Annotated in this window: 25 protein-coding genes; 5 read left to right on the top strand and 20 right to left on the bottom strand. The window is 50.4% G+C overall.

All coding sequences use genetic code 11. The annotated features are described in order from the left end of the window. From CFK45_RS16770 to CFK45_RS16755, 4 genes are read right to left on the bottom strand one after another with little or no spacing between them, the layout of a single operon-like run. Entirely contained in the window at nt 1-936 is a 936-nt protein-coding gene (locus tag CFK45_RS16770) for a class I SAM-dependent methyltransferase (RefSeq protein ID WP_096087601.1), read from the bottom strand. Then, complete coding sequence (locus CFK45_RS16765; protein ID WP_239923739.1) at nt 929-2035, bottom strand: 4-phosphoerythronate dehydrogenase; 1107 nt, start codon at nt 2033-2035, stop codon at nt 929-931. The genes CFK45_RS16770 and CFK45_RS16765 overlap by 8 nt, the downstream gene beginning before the upstream one ends. Further along, nucleotides 2029-2913: a 5'-3' exonuclease gene (locus CFK45_RS16760; protein ID WP_096087600.1), complete on the bottom strand. Its 885-nt coding sequence runs from the start codon at nt 2911-2913 to the stop codon at nt 2029-2031. The genes CFK45_RS16765 and CFK45_RS16760 overlap by 7 nt, the downstream gene beginning before the upstream one ends. Beyond that, nucleotides 2910-3476 carry an elongation factor P hydroxylase gene (locus tag CFK45_RS16755; protein ID WP_096087599.1) on the bottom strand — a complete coding sequence of 189 codons (567 nt, stop codon included), beginning with the start codon at nt 3474-3476 and terminating at the stop codon, nt 2910-2912. Before CFK45_RS16755 ends, CFK45_RS16760 begins: the two co-directional genes overlap by 4 nt. A gap of 214 nt (nt 3477-3690) precedes the next feature. Between CFK45_RS16755 and CFK45_RS16750 the strand changes: the two genes are divergently transcribed. Next, a complete protein-coding gene (locus CFK45_RS16750; protein WP_096087598.1) occupies nt 3691-4410 on the top strand; it encodes a hypothetical protein in 720 nt (239 codons plus the stop codon). A gap of 304 nt (nt 4411-4714) precedes the next feature. Here the strand turns inward: CFK45_RS16750 and tusA are convergent, their stop codons facing one another. Next, entirely contained in the window at nt 4715-4948 is a 234-nt protein-coding gene (tusA, locus tag CFK45_RS16745; protein WP_096087597.1) for a sulfurtransferase TusA, read from the bottom strand. An 89-nt stretch (nt 4949-5037) separates the two neighbouring features. Between tusA and CFK45_RS16740 the strand changes: the two genes are divergently transcribed. After that, complete coding sequence (locus CFK45_RS16740; protein ID WP_096087596.1) at nt 5038-5319, top strand: antibiotic biosynthesis monooxygenase family protein; 282 nt, start codon at nt 5038-5040, stop codon at nt 5317-5319. A gap of 8 nt (nt 5320-5327) precedes the next feature. Here CFK45_RS16740 and CFK45_RS16735 read toward each other — a convergent pair whose 3' ends face one another. Next, nucleotides 5328-5552, bottom strand: coding sequence for a YheU family protein (locus CFK45_RS16735; protein WP_096087595.1), 225 nt, complete (start codon nt 5550-5552; stop codon nt 5328-5330). Between the two features lie 91 nt (nt 5553-5643). On the opposite strand from CFK45_RS16735, the gene CFK45_RS16730 reads away from it, so the two are divergent. Further along, nucleotides 5644-6165, top strand: coding sequence for a glycine cleavage system transcriptional repressor (locus CFK45_RS16730; RefSeq protein ID WP_096087594.1), 522 nt, complete (start codon nt 5644-5646; stop codon nt 6163-6165). Nucleotides 6166-6196: 31 nt separating this feature from the next. Here the strand turns inward: CFK45_RS16730 and CFK45_RS16725 are convergent, their stop codons facing one another. After that, nucleotides 6197-6595, bottom strand: a complete 399-nt coding sequence (locus CFK45_RS16725) for a DUF2721 domain-containing protein (protein WP_239923737.1) — start codon at nt 6593-6595, stop codon at nt 6197-6199. A 102-nt stretch (nt 6596-6697) separates the two neighbouring features. Here CFK45_RS16725 and CFK45_RS16720 point away from each other — a divergent pair, with 102 nt between their 5' ends. Both CFK45_RS16720 and CFK45_RS16715 read left to right on the top strand, forming a co-directional pair. Beyond that, nucleotides 6698-8470 (top strand): AAA family ATPase, encoded by a 1773-nt coding sequence (locus tag CFK45_RS16720; RefSeq protein WP_096087593.1) that lies wholly within the window; start codon nt 6698-6700, stop codon nt 8468-8470. A 4-nt stretch (nt 8471-8474) separates the two neighbouring features. Beyond that, nucleotides 8475-9398, top strand: a complete 924-nt coding sequence (locus CFK45_RS16715) for a general secretion pathway protein GspB (protein WP_096087592.1) — start codon at nt 8475-8477, stop codon at nt 9396-9398. Between the two features lie 61 nt (nt 9399-9459). Here CFK45_RS16715 and CFK45_RS16710 read toward each other — a convergent pair whose 3' ends face one another. The 13 genes from CFK45_RS16710 to CFK45_RS16650 form a co-directional block, all read right to left on the bottom strand. Then, nucleotides 9460-13077, bottom strand: coding sequence for a LamG domain-containing protein (locus CFK45_RS16710; RefSeq protein WP_096087591.1), 3618 nt, complete (start codon nt 13075-13077; stop codon nt 9460-9462). Then, nucleotides 13070-13513 carry an MSHA biogenesis protein MshP gene (locus tag CFK45_RS16705; RefSeq protein ID WP_096087590.1) on the bottom strand — a complete coding sequence of 148 codons (444 nt, stop codon included), beginning with the start codon at nt 13511-13513 and terminating at the stop codon, nt 13070-13072. The genes CFK45_RS16710 and CFK45_RS16705 overlap by 8 nt, the downstream gene beginning before the upstream one ends. After that, nucleotides 13503-14327: a prepilin-type N-terminal cleavage/methylation domain-containing protein gene (locus CFK45_RS16700; RefSeq protein WP_096087589.1), complete on the bottom strand. Its 825-nt coding sequence runs from the start codon at nt 14325-14327 to the stop codon at nt 13503-13505. Before CFK45_RS16700 ends, CFK45_RS16705 begins: the two co-directional genes overlap by 11 nt. Then, nucleotides 14327-14842 (bottom strand): type IV pilus modification PilV family protein, encoded by a 516-nt coding sequence (locus tag CFK45_RS16695; RefSeq protein ID WP_239923736.1) that lies wholly within the window; start codon nt 14840-14842, stop codon nt 14327-14329. Before CFK45_RS16695 ends, CFK45_RS16700 begins: the two co-directional genes overlap by 1 nt. Then, nucleotides 14832-15275, bottom strand: coding sequence for a prepilin-type N-terminal cleavage/methylation domain-containing protein (locus CFK45_RS16690; protein ID WP_096087587.1), 444 nt, complete (start codon nt 15273-15275; stop codon nt 14832-14834). The genes CFK45_RS16695 and CFK45_RS16690 overlap by 11 nt, the downstream gene beginning before the upstream one ends. A 12-nt stretch (nt 15276-15287) precedes the next feature. Further along, the gene (locus CFK45_RS16685) at nt 15288-15707 is read right to left on the bottom strand and encodes a type II secretion system protein (protein ID WP_096087586.1); all 420 of its coding nucleotides are present in this window, start codon (nt 15705-15707) and stop codon (nt 15288-15290) included. Between the two features lie 152 nt (nt 15708-15859). Beyond that, on the bottom strand, nt 15860-16363 hold the full coding sequence (locus CFK45_RS16680) for a type II secretion system protein (RefSeq protein WP_096087585.1): 504 nt from the start codon (nt 16361-16363) through the stop codon (nt 15860-15862). Beyond that, entirely contained in the window at nt 16341-17567 is a 1227-nt protein-coding gene (locus CFK45_RS16675; RefSeq protein ID WP_096087584.1) for a type II secretion system F family protein, read from the bottom strand. The genes CFK45_RS16680 and CFK45_RS16675 overlap by 23 nt, the downstream gene beginning before the upstream one ends. Nucleotides 17568-17578: 11 nt before the next feature. Continuing rightward, complete coding sequence (locus tag CFK45_RS16670) at nt 17579-19309, bottom strand: GspE/PulE family protein (RefSeq protein ID WP_096087583.1); 1731 nt, start codon at nt 19307-19309, stop codon at nt 17579-17581. Next, a complete protein-coding gene (locus CFK45_RS16665; RefSeq protein WP_096087582.1) occupies nt 19310-20770 on the bottom strand; it encodes a hypothetical protein in 1461 nt (486 codons plus the stop codon). Further along, nucleotides 20767-21633, bottom strand: a complete 867-nt coding sequence (locus tag CFK45_RS16660) for an ExeA family protein (protein ID WP_096087581.1) — start codon at nt 21631-21633, stop codon at nt 20767-20769. The genes CFK45_RS16665 and CFK45_RS16660 overlap by 4 nt, the downstream gene beginning before the upstream one ends. A 6-nt stretch (nt 21634-21639) precedes the next feature. Further along, on the bottom strand, nt 21640-23322 hold the full coding sequence (gene mshL / locus CFK45_RS16655) for a pilus (MSHA type) biogenesis protein MshL (RefSeq protein ID WP_192870773.1): 1683 nt from the start codon (nt 23320-23322) through the stop codon (nt 21640-21642). Nucleotides 23323-23377: 55 nt separating this feature from the next. Then, nucleotides 23378-23662: a hypothetical protein gene (locus tag CFK45_RS16650; RefSeq protein WP_096087580.1), complete on the bottom strand. Its 285-nt coding sequence runs from the start codon at nt 23660-23662 to the stop codon at nt 23378-23380. Nucleotides 23663-23687: the final 25 nt, after the last annotated feature.

The raw sequence follows: 23687 nt of genomic DNA, 5'->3' as shown, positions 1-23687 counted from the left end.
TTAAACTAAACGCTTATAAACTAATAACTTTAACGCTCGCTGCTCATCAACATCGGGGAAGTCCTCACTCGGCTGCAGACGCTCAACAAAAGCAAAGCCCTGCAGGTGCTGCTCACATAAAGAGCGAAACTCACTGTAACTGTATTCCGGTGAGTTAAGGCACAGTAATAACTCGCCATTATCGGCGACAAGCGTATTCATGCGCCGCAATAACTTCTGATAGTCTTTTGTCGCTACAAAGCTTCCTTTTTGAAAACTTGGCGGGTCACACACAATCACATCGTAAGGGCCAAAACGCTTTAAACGACTCCAACTTTTTAATATGTCATTGGCGTAAAAGCGCACCGACTCCTGGCTTAATTCATTTAAACGATAGTTGTACCGCCCCTGGTTTAAACTGCGCGAGCTCAAATCCATATTTAACACCGAGTTTGCGCCGGCGGCGCTAGCAACCAGAGAAAAAGTACAGGTATAAGCAAATAAGTTTAACACCGACTTGCCTGCGGCGCGCTGTTCAAGCCAGTGGCGCGCAGGCTCAATATCGAGAAAAAAACCGATATTTTGCTGCGCAAAACTGAGTTCAAATTTCAGCCCACCGCGCTGCGCAAATACACGCTCAAGTACTTCCCCTCGCACACACTCATAACGTGGAGCGGGCAAATAACGGCGCTGCAAATAAATCGCAGCCCCGTCAAAAAACACCTCAAGTTTATCGAGCAGTGCGGTTTCAAAGTCGGGTTTAAGCTCAGCAAACAAAGTCACCACTAGCGCCGGTGAAAAATAATCGATGCTCAGCGCTTCAAGCCCCGGATAATAATGGCCGCGGCCGTGAAACAGCCGGCAGCTATCTTCGGCAGATCGCAAGCCATCAGCAACCTGCTGGCGCCAAAGCAATAAGCGCTGCTCAACTAAAGCGAGACTGCCGCACTCAGACATTGGTGAAACCTAGTTTTGTTGCTTTTTTAAGTAGGGCGCCATCGGCGCTGCGAACACTAAAGTGAGAAAACTCCCTGCGCTGAGGGTAGTGTTTACGCAACAGATCAAAACTTTGTGGCAGCTCAGTTAAGGCTTGCGCCAGTGCCTGGTGGTCTCTGTTAATGTCGTAGGTCTGCACTAACAACCGCTGTAAATCGTCGGCCTGCAACGCGGGGCCACTGCCAAATTTTTCTTTGCGCAAGGCATCGATACGCTGCGAGATCCAGGCTTCGCTTTTACCAAGCTCGGCGGCGAGTTTGGCAAAAATCATCGTCGTCCCATTGACCTTACCCTCGAAGCTATAACCGGCGATATGGGGCGAACCAAATTTCACCAGCGAAAATAATTCAGGCAACATGTTCGGCTCATCGGCCCAAACGTCGAGTACCACATCTAAATCTGAGTGTTGCTGCAGATAACTTAACAGCGCACGATTGTCGATACACTCACCTCGACCAGCATTGATTAACAGGGCTCCAGCTTTTAGCTGTTTAAGCTGTTCGCTGCCAAGCAGGTTTTCTGTCGGATAAGCACCGTCGCGGATACGCGGCGTATGCATGCAAATAATATCGCAGTCATAGATGGCCTCAAACGGGGCCAGGTCTTCTACATTGTCTTTGCTTAAATGAGGGTCGATACAGTAACAATCCATACCTAAATTTTTTAAAGCCTGCCACACTCGGCTGCCGACATTGCCACAACCAATAATTGCCACCTTCGCCGGCGAGCGCAAACGATCTAAAGCCGCCAGCGCACAGAGCACATATTGCACGACACCCAGCGCATTACAACCGGGAGCGGCGCTGTAAGCAATACCTCTAGACTCCAGATACGTCTTGTCGAGATGATCCGTACCAATGGTGCAGGTACCGACAAATTTTAAATCTGTAGCGCCAATTAAATTTTGATTCACTTTGGTAACAGAGCGAACCAGCAAGGCGTCAACGCCAATTAAATCATCGGCATTCATCGTCCTGCCGGCTTTTAAACTCACATCCCCTAGTTCAGAAAATAACTCTTTGGCAAAAGGGATATTTTCATCCGCTAATATTTTCAACATAAACGATCCATTAAACTATAAAGCCTTCGCGGGGCTCGCCACATATCAAACATATTTGCGAGTGATTGTTTGTCGGGCTTTTGTTTGTTTATTTGCAACAATTTAAGCTCAAGGCTATCGTCTCGCAAACGGGTTAATTTCAGGTTGTGCTCAACCTGAGCTTGGCCGAGCTCAAGCTTTTTAGCCAAACTGCGCGATGCGCGTATATCCAACTCGGCAACGGCTGAGAAATCTTGCTTAATGCTCTGCCACGATGGTAAGTGCTGAAATAAAGCAGCGACTGTTTTTTTGCCAATACCCCGCAACCCCTCTATCGAGTCACCGCTGTCGCCAGCAATCGCCAGATATTCCGCCACGCGTTCGGGGGCAATTAAAAAAGCCTCGCTAAAAGCCTGATAATCCAGCTTGTCTGCAAAGGAGTAATCCCAGAGCACACCGCTGCCTGGCTGTAGCAGTTGACCGAGATCTTTGTCCCGACTGATGATCACAGGCTCCAGTGCATTGGCGCGAGCGCAACGCGCCAGTGCTGCAATAAGGTCATCAGCTTCAAAGCGCTGAGATTTAAATACCACCACACCGCAAAGCGCTGCGACCTGCTGGCAAGCTGCCAATTGATACGCCAACGCTTCATCGGGCAAACTGCGATTGCGTTTGTAGTTGGCGTCGAGCCGGTGGCGAAAACCGCTGTGCAAACTCTCGTCAAAACACGCCGCGCAGTGCTCGGGTTTTTCGTTATTTAACAGGCGCAGCAGCCATTCACTAAAGGCAAGCACGGTCGAAACTTCACTGCCACCCTCACTTAAATGAGAAGGCCTTGCTGAAAAATAATAACGAAAGATATAAATGCAACTATCGATCAGAAACGCATAAGATTTCATCTAAGCAGCCGCTCGCAGTAGTACCCGGGCTTAAATACCTCATCGGTGCCGAAGCGATGCGCATAAAACTCGGCCAACGACTGCGCCCGGCTAGGCAGGCCCGACGCCGCATAACTGCGCGCCTGTCCGGCAACAGCCAACCTAAACTCGTCGCTGGCCCGGGCACAGCCGTTTAAATTGTCAACACTCAGACGAAAAGGCAGGCCCGCGGCGACTGATAACAACCATTCAATAGCCTGCGGCTTAACTTCTACTTGCTCGAACTCACGCTGCTGGCGCTCGCTGCGGCCATCGGGCGCATACCAGTAACCGTAATCGACCTGTTTGCGCCGCTTTTCGCCGGCGACACACCAGTGCGCAATCTCGTGTAAAGCGCTGGCAACGTAGTCGTGGCTAAACTGAATTTGATGGTATTCGGAGGCGTTTTTTGCCGGCAAGTACAAGGGTTCATCGTAGCCGCCTTTGAGCTTTGTACGATAAGTCGGCAGAAATACCCGGTTAAAACCATCCACCACCAAATTTAGATGCTCAGCCTCTGTTAACGGCTTTCTCTTATGACTCATAAATCTGAACTAAACTACTTAATAACCGGCCGATATATCTGAGCCGGCCGAGGCTCGCATATCAATCTCAGGAGGAAAGCCCACAAGTTCTTGTGTTCAGCCCGCGAGCAAGATACTGTATGTCGTAGCGGTTCACTCAACCGCACTTACAACCAGAGCTCAAGCCCTGTGGCCTAGAGCCACAGCCGTGAGAGCGCTATATGGAGGCGCCACAATGAATACCACGGTCTCCGATCACGCTAAGGATAACGTGATTGATCTGTTCACTGGAAAGCCACTGTCCTCTCTTGAAGAGGCCAAGTATGTACGACTATCCCCCGAGCTCGACGGGCTCGAAATGCTCTATTCTAACGAATCTAGCTCCGATAAGCTCTTTAGCCTGCGTATTTTGTGCTGGGCGCTAAAAGCTGACGGCGAGGTGGTTGGTTTAGTGCCCTGGCTCGACGGCGTTGTGCCCTGTTCCGAGATCCAGGACCCTCTGAACGGCCAGTTTGAAGGCTATTACGACCCGGGCATCGACGAGCTGTTTTTTGAAGCGCCAATTCACAAGGTGGTTGAACTTGAAAGCTCGGCCGAATACTACGAGTACCAGTGCAATGACCCGGCGGAAATCATTCAGGAGATCCCCGATATCATCGGCACTCACGCGGTGATGACCAATACCGAAACGCGCACCCTGACCCTGCAAGAAGTCGTTAGCTGGCGCCTGCATCACGACGGCGCGATACTGGCGATGATTGTCGATGAGAGCGCGGTGCAAAGCACGCCGGTACTGCCCGGTGATGACTGCCTCTATGCGGCCCAGACCCACGACAACTTTCGCTATTTTTTCCAGCACCATATTGCCAACAAAATTAAATCCGAAGACCCGGAAGCCCTGGCTGCAATATCCGTTCTGGTTGAAGAAAGCTCAGAGTCCGGCTCTGCCAGTTAAGTTTTAATACTTGCCATCGCGGCGCGATAAATAAGGAGGGCTTGCCCTCCTTATTTGCTTTTAAACGTTCCGCTTTTGGCTGGCACGGCCCCGGCATAAATAAACAAAAACGCCGAGCTAACCGGCTGTGCTGTTCACTTAAGTGCAAGCTTCCCGGAACGAAGCTGAAGTGGGCTTTCTTGGGACGCCGTAAACCCGTCCATGGGGGCTTCGCCGCCGCATCCTTGCGGCAGAGACCCAATCAAACCCACTTCAGCTTCGCTCCTAACATCTCGTTACATCATTAAGTGAACAGTATTGCGAGCTAACCCGCGCCTTTTACCACCTCGTATAAATACAGGTCGCCGTCGCGCCAAGCGCGGCGCAACTCGTGGCCGAGAAAATTACAAAACTTGGGGATATCGCGCTCGGTTGATGGGTCTGTCGCCTCGATACGAATCGACTCACCAACACCTGCGTCGCGCACGGCTCCATGCAGGAGCATCACCGGCTCCGGGCAAGTTAAACCTTTTGTGTCCAAAAAGTGATCTGCTGTCATACTGGCTTGTTGGCTTTCTTTTAAACTAATATATCACTTGAATGACTTATCGCAGCAACACAAGCATCACGCTTGTTAAGAAGGAATACATGATCCACGTATTGATCGAACGCGAACTCGCCGACGGCATGGTATCCACTTACGAACAACTGCTCAAAGGTGCGCTGCGACGCTCATTTGTCGTCAGCGGTTTTATCGCTGGCGAAGCCTACTCTGATATCGACAACCCCCATAAGCGCATCCTTTGGTGTAAATGGCGCAGCCTCGAAGACTGGCAGCGCTGGTTCCACAGCGAAGAGCGAGACAGCTTGCTGCGCCAAATGCGGCCCATGCTGATTGGCAATGAAAAAATCACCGTGCTTGAGCATTGATGCTCACGTCACAAGCTCGCTTCGTAGCTCGACTTATCAATAAGCGTGACACTCTCGCTGCTCTGGTCATAACAGATAAACAAATCCCCGCGCTGCAGCTGCGTTAGCAGTTGCTGCCGTTTTTGTTGCAAGCTCACTTCCTGCTCGCCGTAGTCGGTGCCCTCGCGGTGGATAAAATCATCGAGAATATTATTAAGTGTACTTGCCTCTAAGGACTCTAGGGGGATAATCATTTGATCTTTTTGGGATGACTTTCAACGCGCGCCCAGTATACTCTTGAACACGAGCCTGTTAACACGAATTACATAGCAAGCAAAACAAATCATGCAAAAACACTACATACTTAGCGTGACCAGCGATGACAAACCGGGCCTGGTCGAAGCCATTGCATCAGTGGTAGAAGGCTGCGGAGGCAACTGGCTCGAAAGTCGCCTCGCCCACCTCAGCGGTAAGTTTGTTGGCGTGGTCCGCATTGCTATCGAAAAAAGTGCCGCAGAAAAGCTGCTGCAGCAACTTAAAGCACTTAAACAAGACGGCATCGATATCAGCGCCGCTGATATTCCCAGCGGCGAAACCAGCAAAGCGCCAAGCAACGCGCGGTTTAGCGCTGTTGGCCCCGACCGCAGCGGAATTATAAAAGAAATATCACGCGCATTTTCCCGCCACAACATTAATGTCGAAGAGCTCGAAAGTGACCTTTCCAGCATGCCCTACAGTGGCGAGCCAATCTTTGAGGCGAGGGGCACGCTCAGCGTACCCGCCGATCTGGAACTGCGCAGCTTGCATGAAAAAATGGATGCCATTGCCAACGACTTAGGCCTCGACCTCGATGTTGAAGCTATCTAGGGCCTGTTAAAAAAAACACATAGCGACCAAATCACGCCGCAGAGTGGGTATCCAAGCGCTCTATCTCGAGGTTAATTGCCCGGGTAGAAATATGTACTTCATACAGCGACACCAGCAACGACGCCATAAACAAAGCCAAAGCACTGCCGAAAATCCAGGTTCCCAAGCCCGCTTGATTGCCAAATAGCGCAATCATAGACAAGGTACACAGTGCAAACGCGAGCACAGCCAGCGTCTGCATCCAGCGAATCAAATGTACCCGCAGGCGCAAGCTGCGAATCTGACGGCGAATCAACTCGCCATCATCCCCTTCGGCGATGCGCCCAAGTTCACGTATTACTTTGGTCAGCGAGACAAAGCGATTGGTATAAGCCAGCATCATCAATGAAATGGCTGGAAATAATAGGCTTGGGGTAGTTATCGTCATCATTTGTCCAGCATGGTCAAAGCGTGAACTAAAGGCAAGGCAAAACATTCTTTTGCTTGATCTTTAACGGTATCATTATCAAATTGTCACAATTGCAGCAAAACCATGTATCAGGAATATTTTGGGCTCAAGGAAACCGCGTTCTCGATAGCCGTTAATCCGCGCTATTTCTATATGAGCGTGCAACACAAAGAAGCGCTCGCCCACCTGCTCTACGGTATTCAAGGCGGTGGTTTTGTTATGCTAAGCGGTGAGGTCGGCACCGGTAAAACCACCATTATCCGCTGCCTGCTTGATCAACTGCCGCCAAAGACCGAAGTTGCGTTTATCCTCAACCCAATGGCCAACGTTGAGGATATGCTCAGTACCATCTGCGAAGAGCTCAAACTTGAGCTCAGTGAAGGTCCGCACAGCATCAAGTACCTAATGGATACGCTGCAGCAAAAGCTGCTCGACAACCATGCCGAAGGCAAACGCACGGTACTGCTGATTGACGAGGCGCAGCTGCTTTCTGTCGACGTACTTGAACAGGTACGATTGCTAACTAACCTTGAAACTGCGACAGAAAAACTGCTGCAAATTGTTTTGGTCGGCCAGCCGGAACTCGATGAATTATTAAGCCAGCCACGCCTGCGCCAACTTAGCCAGCGAATTACTGCGCGTTTTAAACTCGAGCCACTGAACCTCGCCGAGACTCAGCGCTACATTCAACACCGGCTGCGTATTGCAGGGAAAAAAGACGAGCGCAGTATTTTCTCACCGGCGGTGATCAAGCGTATTCACAGTTTTAGCGGCGGCACCCCCCGCTTAATTAACATACTCTGTGAACGCCTGTTAATCGGGGCCTACGGCCACAACAAAATTGAAGTCGACAATGACATTTTTAACCAGGCTTTAAAAGAAGTTGGCGCGGCCAAAATTGAACAGGCACCATCGCGCGCGCTGCCCTTAAGCCAGTACGGCCTGGCCGCAGCCATACTCTGCGGCGCTCTGGTCATTGCCTTTAGTGTTATTCAAACACCCGACACCCCAGCTACCTCAGTGGCAGATAGCAGCTCAGATAACCGAGCGCTGACAAGTACAACAACAGAGAAAAAAAGCCAAGCGGGGCATAACAGCCAAGGCTTGTCAGAGCCTTTTGCTCAAAACAGTGTACAGGGCTCGGCTTCTACAGACTTCGAGCAACGACAGCACAGCGCAGAAAAAAATGCCGAAGCAGAATCAAGCACTCGGCAGGGGCAAATTAGCCGCGGCGCAGCGGCTTTGGTTCACGACAGCAACGCCGCTAGTTACGAGTTTCGCAACCGCACCGAAGCCTACGCCCAGCTGTTCCAACACTACGGCTACCGAGGTGAAAGCTTGAGCCACCCTTGCTGGCAAACCGAAGAGCACCAACTTAGCTGCTCTGTCACCCACCTCGACACCTGGCAGGAGCTGCGCCAATTAAACAGGCCCGCGGTCATTAGCCTGGTTACCGAAGACAAGCGCCTGGCTTATGCCGTCGTTACCGGGCTCAGTGCCAATCAGGTAAGTGTGCTTAATCACAGCGGTGAAAAAGAACAGTACAGTCTGCTGGAACTTGGGCGCTTGTGGAACGGAGCGGTGTATTATTTGTGGCGCAAACCCGACGGCTATGAAAAGCCCCTTACCCAGGGTTCGCGCTCGCCGGTGGTGCTGTGGGTTGCCGAACAGTTCGCCCTACTCGATAGCCAAGCGCGCGCTATTACCGACAGCTACTTTAGCAAGCGCCTCGAAACCCGCATTAAAATATTCCAAACCAGCGAAGGCTTAAAGGCCGATGGCATTATCGGCGAACAAACACTTATGAAGCTCAACGAAAAGCTCGGCTTAATTGGCACCCTTGATTTAGTAGAGTAATCGCATGTCTTTAATTCTTGACGCTTTAAAAAAAGCCGAACATGAACGCAGTGAAAGCCAGGGCAACACTACTGACGCAGGCAATTACGCTGAGTTAATCGATGCCTCCAAACAGAAGCACTCCCCGCTAATTATCGTGCTTGTTGTCGTCAGCCTTATTTTGTTAACTGCAATTTTGTGGCTTATTTATACGAGCATAAACAAAGCAGATAACAATATTCACAGCAAACAAGCCCCGCTAATACAGCAACTTGAATCCGCAAAAACCACGCCTGAAGCACCAGCTGCCAATGAAATAAAACAGAGCTTGGCTACACGACCTCAACAAGAGACTGAAACACCAGAAAAAAGCGGCCAAACAAACACTACTGAACCAACACAAAACACTGCTGGAGCCACAAGTGAAATAAACCAGCAGAAAAAAACCGGCACAAAAACCATAAGTACACGCCAACAAAAAGTCGACGAACTCAGAAAAGACTTAATTGCTCAGCAGTACCAAGAACAAGAGAGCAAAGAAAAACAAAAGGATATTGCCAAGCTTTATCAGACCCAGAGCGCAAGCCAGGCATCAAATAGCAACGGCGACAAGAGAAGCGCACAAAAAACCAAAGCCGCCAGCCCAAGCAAACAGGCCAGACAGGTAACAAGCCCTGCAAACGACAGTATTAATTTTTATGGCGGTGTATTTTTTATAAAAGGCCTGCCCTTAAAAGCTCAAGAAAACATCCCAACACTGATGTACGGCGGCCACATATATCAACCCGACGGCGGCTCTTACGTAACCTTAAACGGCAAACCCTATCGCGAAGGAGCAAGTGTCTCAGCTGGCATCGTGCTGGAAAAAATACTTCGCGACGGCATCGTCATGCGCCAGGGCAACACACAATTTAAAATGCAGGCGCTGAATAGCTGGTTAAACTACTAGGGCCTGTTAACACTAATTACCAAACTAGCGATGCAACCACGTTAATCTAAAACCTGGGTAGCTAAGGTTTAATTGAAGAGTTATCGAGCACCTCTTGCCAAAAGATTACCCGGTCGTGATTGCGATAAGTGCCAAAACGAATCTCTGCCTGAATAGTCGTATCGCTGTGGCTACCATCCTGATCCCAATCAAAGCGCAGCCACGGATAATTGTTTAAATCAGCGTTAATAAAAAAGCTGCCGGTATTACCTGCGCCGGGCGCACTAAAACTTAAACCAGCATCACCGCCGGCAAACTGCACTTGAATCGCATCGCTTTGGCTATAGCTTCCGGTTGTGCTACCAGAGCCAACTGTGACACTTCGATTGGCGGGAATGTCTATGCTCTGCCCGGCATATTGTTGATCGCTAAGCAATATCTCTGTACATGAATCCGCCGCGCTTAACTCAAACCAGGCACCATTCCAGAACTCTGTTTGATAAAGTACTGGTAGCGCAGAACTCTCAGGCCCAAACGCATCCTCGAGCCTTAAACGACCAAAACGCTGAACCGAGCGGCCAACCTCAATACTATCGCTCACCGTATCGTTGTCCGTATCCAGATCAAAATCACTGCTACGAAAACGAACATCGTCGCCATCGGCCACGGCAAGACCAAAGGCTACATTATTAAACGGGCCCTCTAAGTTGCTGTTATCGCGCTCAAGAATCAGCTCACTATCTAGGCTCAATACACCCTGGCTCCAATTAAACGAACTGTTTTGCTCGCTCACCCGGCCAGTAAAAGGCGTTGGCAAGGCTTGATCAATGGCCTGGTAATTCAAGTGGCTACTATTGCTGAGTTTGGCAAAGTCGCCTTCGTAATTGCGTGTTATAGCTGCGCCGAGGTTGTGAGCACTTAGGTTGTTAATATCTGCATTTAAAACCTGGCCCAAATAACTAAAGCTGGTGCACGCCTCTACTAGGCTTGCATCATTTAATAAAAAGTACGAAGGAATAAAGCGCCCAACATGAGCAGATCGACTGTGACTTTTTTCACTGCGGCTTTGGCTTATACCTAAATACGGGTTTTCCAGTTCAGCGCTAAGTAAAATAATACCGACTTCCGGGTAGTTCACCTGGCTAGTGCTGGCTAAACCAGAGCTGAAACTAGTTAAACGATTAGCTCCCGGCACCGAACTGGCCAGGCCCGGGTCATTCCCCGGCTGCGGTAAATACAAGTTCGCAGCAAGCACAACGGCGGTGCCTGCCCCCTCTTGAGCAAAGCGAACTAAATCTGGGCCATTTAGCACATCGTTGTTCGACTCATTGCCGCTGTCTTCATAAATATCGGGTACACCGTTATCGTCACTGTCGTCAGCGCTGTGCCAACCTTTGGCGATAACATTTACCTGAAAATCCTGTCCCGCCGCAGTAAAAACCGGCCCCAAAGCACTGTCAGCGTGACCTGTGTGCGGGGCAGTTACTGCAAAAGCAAAGGGCCTAAAAGTCAGCAAGCTAGATGAACCCTCGATCAACTGATCACTAAACGCATTGCTGTCGTCGCGGAAAAATAAACTAAATTGACCAACGTCATAGGTATCCAGTGCAAACTGAGCCACGCCGCTACTAAAATTTAAATTTACATTTGTTGTCGCCGCTTCCGGCAGAGCTGCGCCTGAAATACTCGGCGCTTGCCCACCTGCATCGCTGGAACTGCGATCAAACCAAACTTTTATAGCCGGTTGGTTGTAGCCACTTAATACCTGGCAATCATCGGGGTTTGTCGGGTCTTGCTCCATAGCCGTGACCGTAAAGTTATGCGCACGAGCCGCAATAAAGTCATCGTGCACAGCACCGGGGCCATCCGTAGGCTCAACCACAAAACCATTCTCGGCGTAAGTAAGCGTTGACGACGTAGAACTAATGCCCAGGTCATTGTCGGCAACACTAATGGTTAAGGTTTCTGCGTGGCTGTTATCGAGCGACAGGCTAATTTCCCCCTCATCGTTGCCGTTTATTTCAAAAATATACGAGGCTTGACCGGAGTCTAAGGCGCCCGGAGTAAAACTGCCCAAGGCAGCGCCGAGGTCATTCAGCCATGTGCCGTTCCCTGTCGATGTCGTTAACGCCATCGTGCCAACATAACCGGTTAAAATAGCATCTGAACTGTCGCGCGCACTGATGGTAATAGCCTGAGGCGCACATACCGACGCGTTATTGCCGTTAGTATCAATATTAAAATGATCCAGGGTCGAGCCAGAGACACACTCGTGTACTTGCCCCATAACCTCTATAACCTGGGCCTGATTTAAGGTCTCGTTATAATATTTAACCTCATCGATGCGGCCGTTAAAGCGGCGGCTGTGAAAATTAAGATCTGTACCAATCAAAATCGGATCGTTATTTGTCTCTGTGCGGCTGCTGCGATTATCACTGGCAACCACGACGCCGTTGAGGTAAATATTTTGCGTACCTTCTTCAAAGGTAATTGCAATATGGCTCCACTGATTTAGCGGCACCGAAGTGGAACTGGTTATCGAAGTGCTACTCGCATTTAACTCTTCCCACCACCAGTTAATTTGGCCACTGCCGTTTAAATGAAACTCCCAGTTTTCATCTTTTGAAACGATGGTTGCCAAGCCCGAACTGGCCCAGCTATAGGGGTACACCCACGTCGCCACCGTGAAATTTCGATTCTGATCCAGGTCGCTGTTACCGGCATCATCGATTTGCAAATAACCATCGCTTGTGCCCATAAAATCGCCATAGGAGCAAGTGCCCGGGCTACCGTCAACAACCGGGTCGCTGTTGTCACTGCCGGGAAATGCATTTAAATTTACCGCCTGACCGTGCCAGCCATTACCAGTCGCATCGTCAACTTCGTTTGCACCGCCGTTCCAGCTCGTTTCATCGAGCCGCCATTCGGCAATTGGCTCCGGTACAACAACAGAGCCACCCTCACAAAAGCCGTCAAAATCCAGGTAGTTAATTGCCGAGTCATCGAAGCTAACTTGAGAGAGATATTTCATATCGATTTTTTGTTCTGAAGTCAGCGCGCCGGTGATTTCCACCTCGTTCTGAACCACAATATCCTGGCGGGCATACAGCAGCACATCAGCCTTTGCGCGGTATTTCAGTTCAATTTTCTCACGGCTAAATACAAATAAATGACGATCACCGGTGTTTAGATTCAATTCAGTTTCTTCGGCAAACTCGACATTCTTGCGCACAAAGATAGTAGCCGAACCGGGCTCGGTCAGCTCTATACGACCTCGGTAACTCAAAATAAACGAGTCGCGAAAACGATACACACCCGGCTCCAGCCGTAAAACAGCCTCAGTATTTGAGGTTAATTCGCCATAGCTGCCGGGGCTTAAGGTGACGGTTTCGCGATAGTCGAGATAGACATCCGGTTGACCTGTTGGGTAGTCGCGAATATCTCCACGCGGCACCGGCTGGCCCGACTGCGAACACATCGCGCTATCGCAATCATTGCCCTGCGGTGCATTAGTTAAATTGCGCGTATCCAAAATATTGTCGGGGCTGCCAACAAGCTTGGCCAGCCCCTCAAAAACAATTTCGCCATTGTTACGGCTGTTTTGCAGGCCGTCCGGCCAAATATCCGTACAGGCCGCCGCCCAAGCTGCGCCCGGTAACAAGCTAAAACAAAGTAAAAAAAAGCGCGCAAATCTAGTCACTGATAAACGCCCTCACCTGAACACGCCGTTCACTCAACAGCTCACCGGCGCCACAGCTTGCGGTACTGGTCACGGTATAGATAGATGTTGCGTTTGCTGCATCGTTGGCAATGCTGCACTGCAAGGCGGCCACACAGCCTTGCATTGAAGCGGCGTTAAAGTTCAGGTTCGCCGCTAAGGACGTGCAGGCCGAATCGGCACTTGCGCGTGTTGCGCTTGGGAAAAACAGTTGATTTAAGGCCCACTGGGCGGCGCTATCTGCGCTGTACAGGGCCTGTACACTTAAGGCCTCGCGAAAGGAGCTTGTGCCCGACTGGTTCGCAAGGTGAGCAATAGCGGTGGCGAGCGCAGCCAAACCAACGACAATAAATATTGCCATAGGCATTAGATAACCGCGCTGAGCTCGTATTAAACTCGCTTGCATATTACGGAACATTTCTCGCCAAGATACGTTGATTTAAATCGATGCTTATCTGAGCTTCGGAAAAACTTAAGTTGATGTCCACCGCTGCGCCGCGTGTTTCACTGCCGGCAGAACGGCTAAAAGCGGCGCCCGATGTCGATACTGCATCTGCCAATTGCACTGCATCAACCGGTGCACCGGGGCTGCCATCGGCCAGCGCCGTACGCAAACCGTAATTTCTATACAGCCACAGCTCACTGCCGACCAGGCAAAAACGCTGAGGATCGGCCGCAACATATATACGCTTGCTATTTGAATTGCGAATAAATTCGTGCAATAAACTGAGACTAAGTTCAGTAATTGGCCCGCCTGCAACGCTGTTGGTGCTGTCTATCGTCGCACGCGCCGCCGTGCTTGCTGTGGTATAGATTTCAGTATCAAAATAACTTCCGACCACAGCGTGCACCGCGCCGCCGTGATCTAAAACAAAAGGCGAGGTCGCAATCGTTAAAACACGCGGCGCACCGTTATTTTGATCCGGCAGCTCATTTTCGTAAAACGCTGCACCAGTGCTTGGCAATACTTCCACACAATTGCCCGAAGTGCTTACACGCAAACTGTTGGGCACGGCACTTCGCAACACTCGGCTCATATGTTCAATCGCCACGCGACCTTTTGCCAGTAGCCGATTGCGAATCTGCGCCTCGCGGTAGCTCTCGACCGAGCGCACAATAAAATCTGTGCTCACTGCGGCGATGATGCCGAGCAATACCAATACCGCCACCAATTCAACCAAGGTAAAACCCCGGCTGTCGCGGCAAGACTTAAACGACTGGCGACCAGGCACTAAAAATTCACCTTGTAAGCACTTAGCGTAACGGGCGAACCGAGCGCACTAGCACCGGTGGCCGGCGTCGACACCCGCACTGAAATTAAACGCGCCTGATTATTTGTTAAACCTAAATCACTGCCCGCTTCCGTAACCGTCACTTGAATCACGTAGGGCGCATGGCTGTTATCACTAAAGCCATGAAAATCGCCGACGTCATCATAAGCGCTATCTGGCACAGTAATACCTGCGCAAACCGGGCCGCCACTTGCATTGCAGGCCGGTACCCCACCTGCGGGTGTGTTTTCATCAAATTTTCGCGCCAGCACATCGTCGAGCTGGGCTTGCGCCAGCTCCAATGCGCGCACACGAATTAGCGGGTCATTGCTGCTTACAATAAATTGAGAAAATACCGCAACAACACCAGCAAAGGCCAAACCGACAATCACAATAAAACTGATCAGTTCAATTAAGGTTGCGCCGCGCGCGGGGCTGACAGTAAACACGGCCGAACGATTCTTTTTATTGAACAAAACCGGCCTCATTAATACTAATTGTCGTTGAGCTGGAGCCTTGAGTCAGGGTTAAGTTTCTGGCAGCTGTTTGGCCGAGGCGATCAAAATTAAAGGTCGCCGCCGTTAAGCCCTGGTCTGCATCCAGCGCCAGCGGGTAATTTTGCCCGTCCCAAAAACGTAAACTGGTAAAACCTGCACCGCTATTTTGCTGTAAATCTATCTCGTCTAAACCCGACGTTGAGTTTGTTTGAACAACTAAGCGCACCGGGTCGCGCTGCGCCATCGCCAGTTGTTGGGCCGAAAAAAAAGCCGCGACCAGATGGTCGCGGCTTTTTTGTATACGCTGAATGTCATTGCCAAAGAAACGGCTTGAAGCTGCAGCAGCAAGCAGGCCCACGAGGACCATAACCGCCACTAATTCAACTAGAGTAAAGCCTCTTGGGTAACGCACTGTACATTTAAATTACGGAGAAGCCGTAGCAATTACCGCAAAATCAGCTGTATCACTTTTCGGTGTTGGGCCAGTCAGGGTACATACAACTGAATCACCGGGGTTGGTAAAAGTTCCACTTGAAACAGCAGAGCTATACTGAGTTGTATCCAGCGGGCTTTGCAAAAGATTGTTGAGGTCACTGAGGGTACAAGAATTAACAGTAACGACGGGGTCTGTCGTTTCAGTTGTTAAGCCTGCTTGCACAGCAACATAAACGGCGTAATTCAAAGAACTTGCGCTCTCCAAAGAACCGGCCAGGTTATCAACAGAGGCTTGGCTCGCTTCATCAGATAAATCAATAAATTTTGGTACCGCCGTGGCTGCCAAAATACCGAGGATTACCAATACGGCAACCAGCTCAACTAAAGTAAAACCAGATTGTTGTTTCATGGTTAGCTCCAAATAACTTTTCAAAATAAAAAGTAATAATAAAGAATGAGTTTTGAGTATTCTGTCACATAAACTAACAAAAGCAATAGTCTTGAAGCACTAAATACGACCATTTATCGACAAATAGCACCAAAGTGTCGCGCTTTTTTACACTATTTTATGCTTATACTTAATTTGCCTGTTTTTATATCGTAGTCAAAAAAATACAAAGCCTCCTTAGTTCGGCTCAAACTGTAGCGACAGCTTCGTCTTGATGCCGCCGAAGCGATAAACTGATCCAAAGTGGCCTGTTCCGTGCCAGCTTCTACTTGACTAAATAAACCCAGCCACAAACTGCGACAGCTTAAATCACTTACCCGGCGGCGCGGATTAACCTCAAGAGCATTGCTCGAGACTGGCCAGCCCCACTGATTTAAATAGTAGCGTGTGCCATCACTAAGTGTGTAACTACGCCCACCTTGCAGCGCTGACAGCGCGTGAATATTGTCGACACTGCGCTTAAAAACAGCGGCTTGAAAGTTTAATGTTTTGCGCTGACTGTCTTCGATTTGCGGGATGTAAAAGCGCACAGAGATAGCAAACAAAATTGCAATCAAACAGACAACAACAATGAGCTCCAATAAACTAAAGCCCTTATTTGCCGGTCTGGACTTCATATAGACTCCACATCGGCAAAAAGATTCCAAGCGCCATAACCAACACAAAACCGGCCATAACGGTAATCAACAGCGGCTCAATTTTATCGGTCAGGGTTTTTAAATCGTAATCCACTTCGCGTTCGTAAAATTCGGCAACTTCCGTTAGCAGCGACTCAACCTGACCGCTCTCTTCACCGACGCTGATCATCTGCAATACCAGTGGCGTAAATAATGCAGCCTGCAGGTGGGTGCGCAAGAGCGAATCGCCGCGCTCTATGCCCTCGCGTATGCCTTGAATTTTTTGTTCCAGCCAGGGGTTATCGATGGCCGCCGCACACAAGCCGAGCGCCTGGCTTATCGGCACCCCCGCCCCGAGCATCAAACTAAAACTTCTGGCATAACGCGCCATCGACGCGCGCTCAATCAGCGAGCCGACAATGGGCATACGCATTTTGTAGCGCCCCCACATAAGTGCTCCGGGCTCGCTTTTTAAATAATAAATAGTGCCGCCAACAAGCGCGGCCGCGCCTAACGCAATAAAGTGGCCGTAGTGAACAAAAAGATTGGATGTACCGATTAATATGCGCGTCAGTAGCGGTAATTCTGCGCCAAAGCGTGAAAATAGCTTGGCAAATTCCGGAATAACAAAAATATTTAAAATCACAATTGCGGCGCTAATCGCAATTAAAACAAAGCTCGGATAACGCATGGCCGATTTAATGCGTTTTTTGGTTTCTTCATCGCGCTCAATATAAAAACCAATCTGACGAAATACTTCGTCGAGCTTGCCGCTGCTTTCGCCAACAGCAATCATGCTGACAAACAACTGGTCAAAGACCTTGGGGTAGTGACGCATAGCTACCGACAGCGACGAGCCCGCTTCGAGCCGGTCGGCCACTTCGTTTAGTACTTCCTGAAAATATTCGTGGCGCAGGCTCGCTGCGAGCCCGCGTATACCGCGTGTCAACGGAATACCGGCTTTGGTAATGGTAAACATCTGCCGGCAGAACATAATAAGATCAACCGGGCGAACCTTGTTGGCACCGATAAAATCATTCACCTGCCGAAGCAGCGACGCACCTTTGCTGACTTCGTCAATTTTAATTGGCGTGATGCCGCGGCCAACCAACTGCGCCGCTACGGTATCGATAGAAGAGGCCTCCATGCGCCCCTGCACACTCTGGCCTCGGTTGGTTCGCCCCTGATACTGAAACTGTGCCATCGCCCGCGCCTTTATTCTGCCATATCACTGAGGCTCTCATCGGCAAGCTCTGCGCTTACCCTGAGTACTTCAGAAAACGCGATGCGCCCTTCGACGGCCAAATCTAAAGCGTTGGCGCCGAGGGAGCGATACGAGGCGCTGCGATGGGCTGCGTCATTAAAGTTTTTAACGCTGTTTTCTCGTAGAGCGTCGGCCATTTCGCCATTAATTTCCAGTAGCTCAAACACGCCTATACGACCGCGAAAACCACTGTTAAAACAATGGGGGCAACCGGCACCGCGCTTAAAGCTTGTCGCTGTAAGGCTTACATCGGGGCGCAGCTTGGCAAACAGAGCCTGTTCGCCGGGCTCAAGTTCGTAGGGCTCTGCACAGCTTTCACAGACTTTGCGCACCAAACGCTGGGCAACAATGGCCTTTAAGCTCGCGGCAACCAGAAACGGGTCAACACCCATATCCACCAAGCGCAGAGCTGATGTCACGGCGTCGTTAGTGTGCAAGGTAGAGAGCACCAAGTGCCCGGTCATCGCTGCGCGCAGAGCAATTTCTGCCGACTCGGCATCGCGAATCTCACCGACTAAAAGTATGTCGGGATCCTGACGCAAGGTTGCGCGCAGCACCGAACCAAAATCGAGGCCGATGCGCTCGTGAATTTGCACCTGGCTAATACGCGGCAGGCGGTATTCTACCGGGTCTTCAACGGTGATAATTTTTTTCTCAGGCGTGTTGAGCTCTGACAGCGCTCCGTAAAGCGTGGTGGTTTTACCGCTGCCGGTCGGCCCGGTTACCAGTACCAAACCGTAGGGGCGCTGAATCACCGAGCGAAAACGCTGAATATAGGCCGGCGGCATGCCGACAGACGCAAGCGGCCTTACCCCCTCGCTCTGATCGAGTATACGCATTACCACCGATTCACCGTACTGCACCGGCATTGTCGATACCCGCACGTCGATATTACTTTTTCCTAAGCGCAAATTAAAACGGCCATCCTGCGGCAGGCGTTTTTCACTGATATCCAAATTGGACATCAGCTTTAAGCGCACAACCAGCGCCGCAGCAATGCGCTTTTCATTCATCACCTGCTCAATCAGCACGCCGTCGATACGCTGGCGTATACGCAATACACTTTCATCGGGTTCAATATGAATATCCGACGCTTTGGTGCTAATCGCCTCTTCAAAGATTTTTTGCAGCAATTTAACAACCGGTGCATCGCTGTCAGAGGCATCGGTGACAATATCGCTAAGGTCGACAGACTCTTCGGCGAGCTCTTCATCCAACTGGCCTGCAAGGCTGGCAATTTCATCGGCGCGACTGTAGGCGATATCGAGAATATCCAGCAGTTCCGACTCGCGCACCACCGCCGTTTTTATCGGCTTGTGAATGACAGCCTGAATATCATCGAGGCTGAAAATATCAGTGGGGTCGGCCATGCCCAACAACACAGATTCACTGTCTTCGCTGAGTATCATTACCCGGTAGCGGCGCGCCAGCGACTCGGGCAAGGTTTGCACCAGTTCGCGATCAAAACGAAAGTGCTTTAATTCAACAAAAGGAATGCCCAGTTGTTTTGACAATAAATCCAGCAGGGTATTTTCTTCGACCATACCCAGGGCAATAAGCTGGCGGCCGAGTTTAAGCCCAGAGCGTTTTTGTTCGGCGAGGGCTTCATCGAGCTGCTCGGCGCTAATATATTGTTGCGCGACAAGCAGATCACCTAAACGGATGCGCTTTTGTTCAACCAATTAGCTAGGCTCCCTATTCTGCTGCTCTTGCTGCAGCTGCTGATAGCGTTTTTGAATAAATTCTTGCACAGTCACACTGTGACCGCCGAGCCGCGCACTAACACTGTAGGCCGACATCGCCTCGGAACGAAACTTTAATTTATCGGCGCTGACAGCAAGACCGAGCCAGTACAGTGCGTTTTGCTGCTGCTGATCAACCAGCACACGATATTGCTGCAAGGCTTGCTCGTGCTGCTTATTTTTTTGTAATAAACCGGCGTACATCGCGCGAGCTTGTGCCGGCATAGTGCTGGCAAGCGCTGTGCTCTGCCCGGCCAAATATTGCTGAGCTGCGTTTTCTCCCTGGTAGTGCTGGGTCAAGCGAGCCTGATAATAAACAAAAACGCGCTCGCGCTTTTCCTGCTCGGCGAGCACCCGAGTCATCGCCGGCCAATCTTGCTGCTGCAAATACAGCTCTAACTGCGTTTCGATAAAAGGCTCAACATCTTGCATAGCTGCGGCGTTTTTATCGACAAGCGCTCTTGCCGCAACGTAATCTTGCTGGCGCATCAGGCGCTTTAACTGCGCTAAGGTTTCACTGCGCTTTTGCTGTTGTGACTTGTTAATGCTTAGGCGCTTATCCGAAGTTGGCTCAGCACCACCGTAATGTTTAAGCGCTGGTGTTTCCGATAAGGCCGGCGCACTTGCCACACTATTGCCGCCAACACTTTGCGCCCCCCCCTCCGAGCCCTCTAAGGCGCGATCCACACTGTATTGCTGCTGGAGTTTTTGCATGCGCTGGCCAAAGAGCGCCACTTCATCGGCGGCTAAAAGCTTAGACAGGCGAGCGGCGTAGGTCGTGGCCTTTTGCTGTTCATTACGCTCGAGGCTGCGCCGGTACAACTGAACGTAGCGCTCTTTTACTTGATCCAGGCCGGCCAGCGCCTGGGTATTTTCAGGCCGCAACTGCAAAACCGAGTTGTAAAAATACACCGCATTGTTCTTTTCAGGTGAACTTAAACGATATTGCTTTTGTGCCAGCTCTGCCTGCTGAAGCAGCGCGGCGATACGCTGCTGTTCGGCCTTGTTCGAATTTGCTTGCTGAATTTCAACTGGCGAGACCGGCATTGTTTCCGACTTTACTTTGCCGGGCTGCCCAATTGTAAGCGGCACAGTTTCAACGTTCTTAATTTCAGGCGCTGCGTGCTGTGCTGGCGAGGCGATTGAATTAGAAGAGCTATGTGAAGGTGCATGCTCTAAAGAGGAAGTACTTAGCTCTTGTATTTGAGCTTTGTTCTCAGAGCTTGCAAGCCCGGTGCCTGCAAAATAATAACCCGCGCCAAAACAGGCAAACGCCAGTAAAAAAAGACTCGTAATTTTAGCGACGGGCCCAGCCCAAAAGCTTGATTTTGCCTCGACGTAGTTTGCCGTTTTGGCGCTGCGCAATTCAAGGTCGTTTAAGGCATCGTTAATCAGGCTCATCCGAGCTGCTCCCGCCCCGGTGAAAAAAGTGCCAACAGCCCCGCCCAACTGCGTGCACGGCTCTCTTCGGTGTCGCGCACCGCTTTGGCCACATGCCACAAAGAAATACGCTGCTGTCCGCGCCCATAGGCGACAATCAGCGCTTTGTGACAAAGAATATTAATCAAGCGCGGAATACCGCCGGAGGAAAGATAAACAAAATCCATCGCCGCCGACGAAAATAATGCACTGCTTGCATCGACGGATGCCAGGCGGTGCTGGATATACGCACGACAGGCGCCGCGACGCAGAGGTTTTAAATACTCGGAAAAAACAATGCGCTGCTTTAGCTGGCGCAAGTCTTTGCGTTTGAGCAAGTTGTCGAGCTCGGGCTGCCCCAACATAACTACCTGCAATAATTTTCGTTTTTCCGTTTCGAGATTGGTCAAAAGGCGCAAACATTCAACCGTATCGCGCGGCATGGCCTGCGCTTCGTCGACAATTAACACCACCTGTTTGCCGCTGCGGTGCAGCTGTACCAGACGCCGGTAAAGCGCCGACATCAACTCGTGAGATGCCATGGTTTTATCAAACTGAGCCCCGACTTCTTGCGCCACAAAAGACTTTAACTCCTCTGCGCTTAAATAGGGGTTCGGCACATAGGCTGTCACACAGGAGCTTTTCAGGTGGGTCAACAATATGCGGCTGAGCAAAGTTTTACCGGTGCCCACTTCGCCGACAACCTTTACAAAACCTTCACAGTGTTTGAGTGCAATTAAGATCGTATTCAAAGCATCTTTGTGGCTGCTTTGATTTAAAAAAAACTGAGTATCCGGCGTCAGAGAAAATGGCGCTTCGGAAAAATTAAAGTGGGCTTCATACATAGTCGGTTATTGACTTCGGCCGCCAAAATCAAAAGTGCTCCGGCCTTCGGACACCAACTCTTCCCACGATCCATCTTCAATCACGATAGGCCGCATAAGAATAACCAACTCGTTTTTCAACAGGCGCTTTTCTTCGTGTTTAAAAAAGACGTTGATAATAGGGATACTAGCGAGAAAACCCCGGTCGGTACTGACCTCCTGTGTGGTTTCTTGCATCAGGCCACCGAGCACAACCACTTGGCCACTTTCAGCGCGAACAATGGAATCGGATTCGCGCACATCGCGTAGCGCCAGCGGCAAAGAAAAATTGTCACCGCTGATTTCAATATCTTTAATTTGATCCTGAACCTTGCTGACGATCGGGTGCACATGCAAAATCACATCGCCATCTTCGGCAATCTGCGGCGTTACATCGAGGCTGATACCGCTGAAAAACGAGCTCAGTTCAATTTCCGGCGTGTTGCTTACAGTCGCTGCACTGGTGGTTTGAGAGTTGGAAATACCGGTAACAAAAAACTCATCCGAACCAACGCGAATCACCGCCTTCTGATTGTTGACCGTAGAAATACGCGGGCTCGACAACACTTGCACATCGCCCTGCTGATCAAGCAAATCAATTAACTTGGTAATATCTGTGACTCCGAGCACTGATGAAAACAGCACTTCGCTCTGACCGGCGCCGCCAAAAATCACTTCGCCCATATCACCAATGCCGCTAATCGTTTGCTCTACGGCCAAAGCACCACCTATCGCACCCCAGTTAATACCACTGGCGTAGTGATCGTTCAGCTGCACTTCGAGTATCTTGGTCTCAAGCACAACCTGGCGCTGAACACTTAGCTCACTCTCTTCGAGAAAACTGCGCACTGTGCTTAACTCAGACGGCAAGGCTCGGACAACGACGATGCCAGCCTGGGCATTAGTCATAACAAAGCGGCCCTCATCTTCGCCACCAATAATGCCCACCAAGGTTTTTTGCAAACCGCTCCAAAAATCGGTGGTGTTGAGTGTTTGCACACGCGTACCCGGCGTTAAGTCCTCCTGCCCGGAGTTGCCCTGGCCATCATCCAAACCGAGATAGCTGAGCAAATTAGCGCCGCCGTCGTCACTGTTGCCACTATTGGATGACGAGTTGCCACTGCTGTTGTTTGAACCGGAAGAATTCGAAGTGATCTTGCCGATGAGTACACTGGTATCGGTTACGCCGACACGCTGCACATCGAGGTAGTTAATAGGAAAGACCTGAGTGCGCAAAGTGCGCGGATAAATAGTGTAAATACCATTGGCGTGCTTGTATTCGTAGCCGTAGACATCGCGCACAACATTGAGCACTTCATCGATACTAACGTTGCGTAAGTCGAGGCTGATTTGCCCCTCTATATCCGGGTGGGCAACAACGTTCTCACCCGATTCACTGACCAAACTTACAAAAAACAGGCGCGCAGGCACACGGTTGACACTGACATCAAAGCGCGCTTTTTGCGAAGCGGCGACCGGCTGCTCGGCACCGTGATCAAGCAGCGCTTGATCAATCTGGGCAGGTACTTCAAGCTCGCTGTTTTGGTGTTCGTCGACAAACGCCTCGTATTCTTTATCTGCCGTTGTGGTGCCGATTGGCTGATTCATACACGCAGCCAATATCAGCGCACTCAACAATACGCCAAACACCGGCAGCCGTTTTTTTAGCATTTTTCTGTTATTCACGTTGTTAACCATCATTCACATTAGCGCCTGTTAGGCAGAGCTAGCCGCCACTGATCACTTTATTTCTCAAATTTAATACGCGAGTTTCACCCGCCGACGTCAATACAACGCGGTTGCGTTCAACACGCGTCAAAGTCCAACCAGCTATTGTTTGTCCGCGATTAATATGGCGGCCATTAATAATCGCGCTACTGCCATCCGCGCGCACATAGGTCGCCTGCAAATTAAATGTTTGCCGCTTGGCTTTGGCGGCCCGGTAAAATAGCGGTTTGGTCGGATCGCGCAGCGCCTCGCCAGCGACTTCTGAAACCGGCTTAGTATTCAAAGTCGTATTCGCAAGGCTCTGCCCT

The organism is Agaribacterium haliotis, assembly GCF_002312815.1.
In the GTDB taxonomy this organism is placed as follows: domain Bacteria; phylum Pseudomonadota; class Gammaproteobacteria; order Pseudomonadales; family Cellvibrionaceae; genus Agaribacterium; species Agaribacterium haliotis.
The sequence above is the reverse complement of the archived record's forward strand: the minus strand, read 5'-3'. Positions and strand labels throughout refer to the sequence as shown.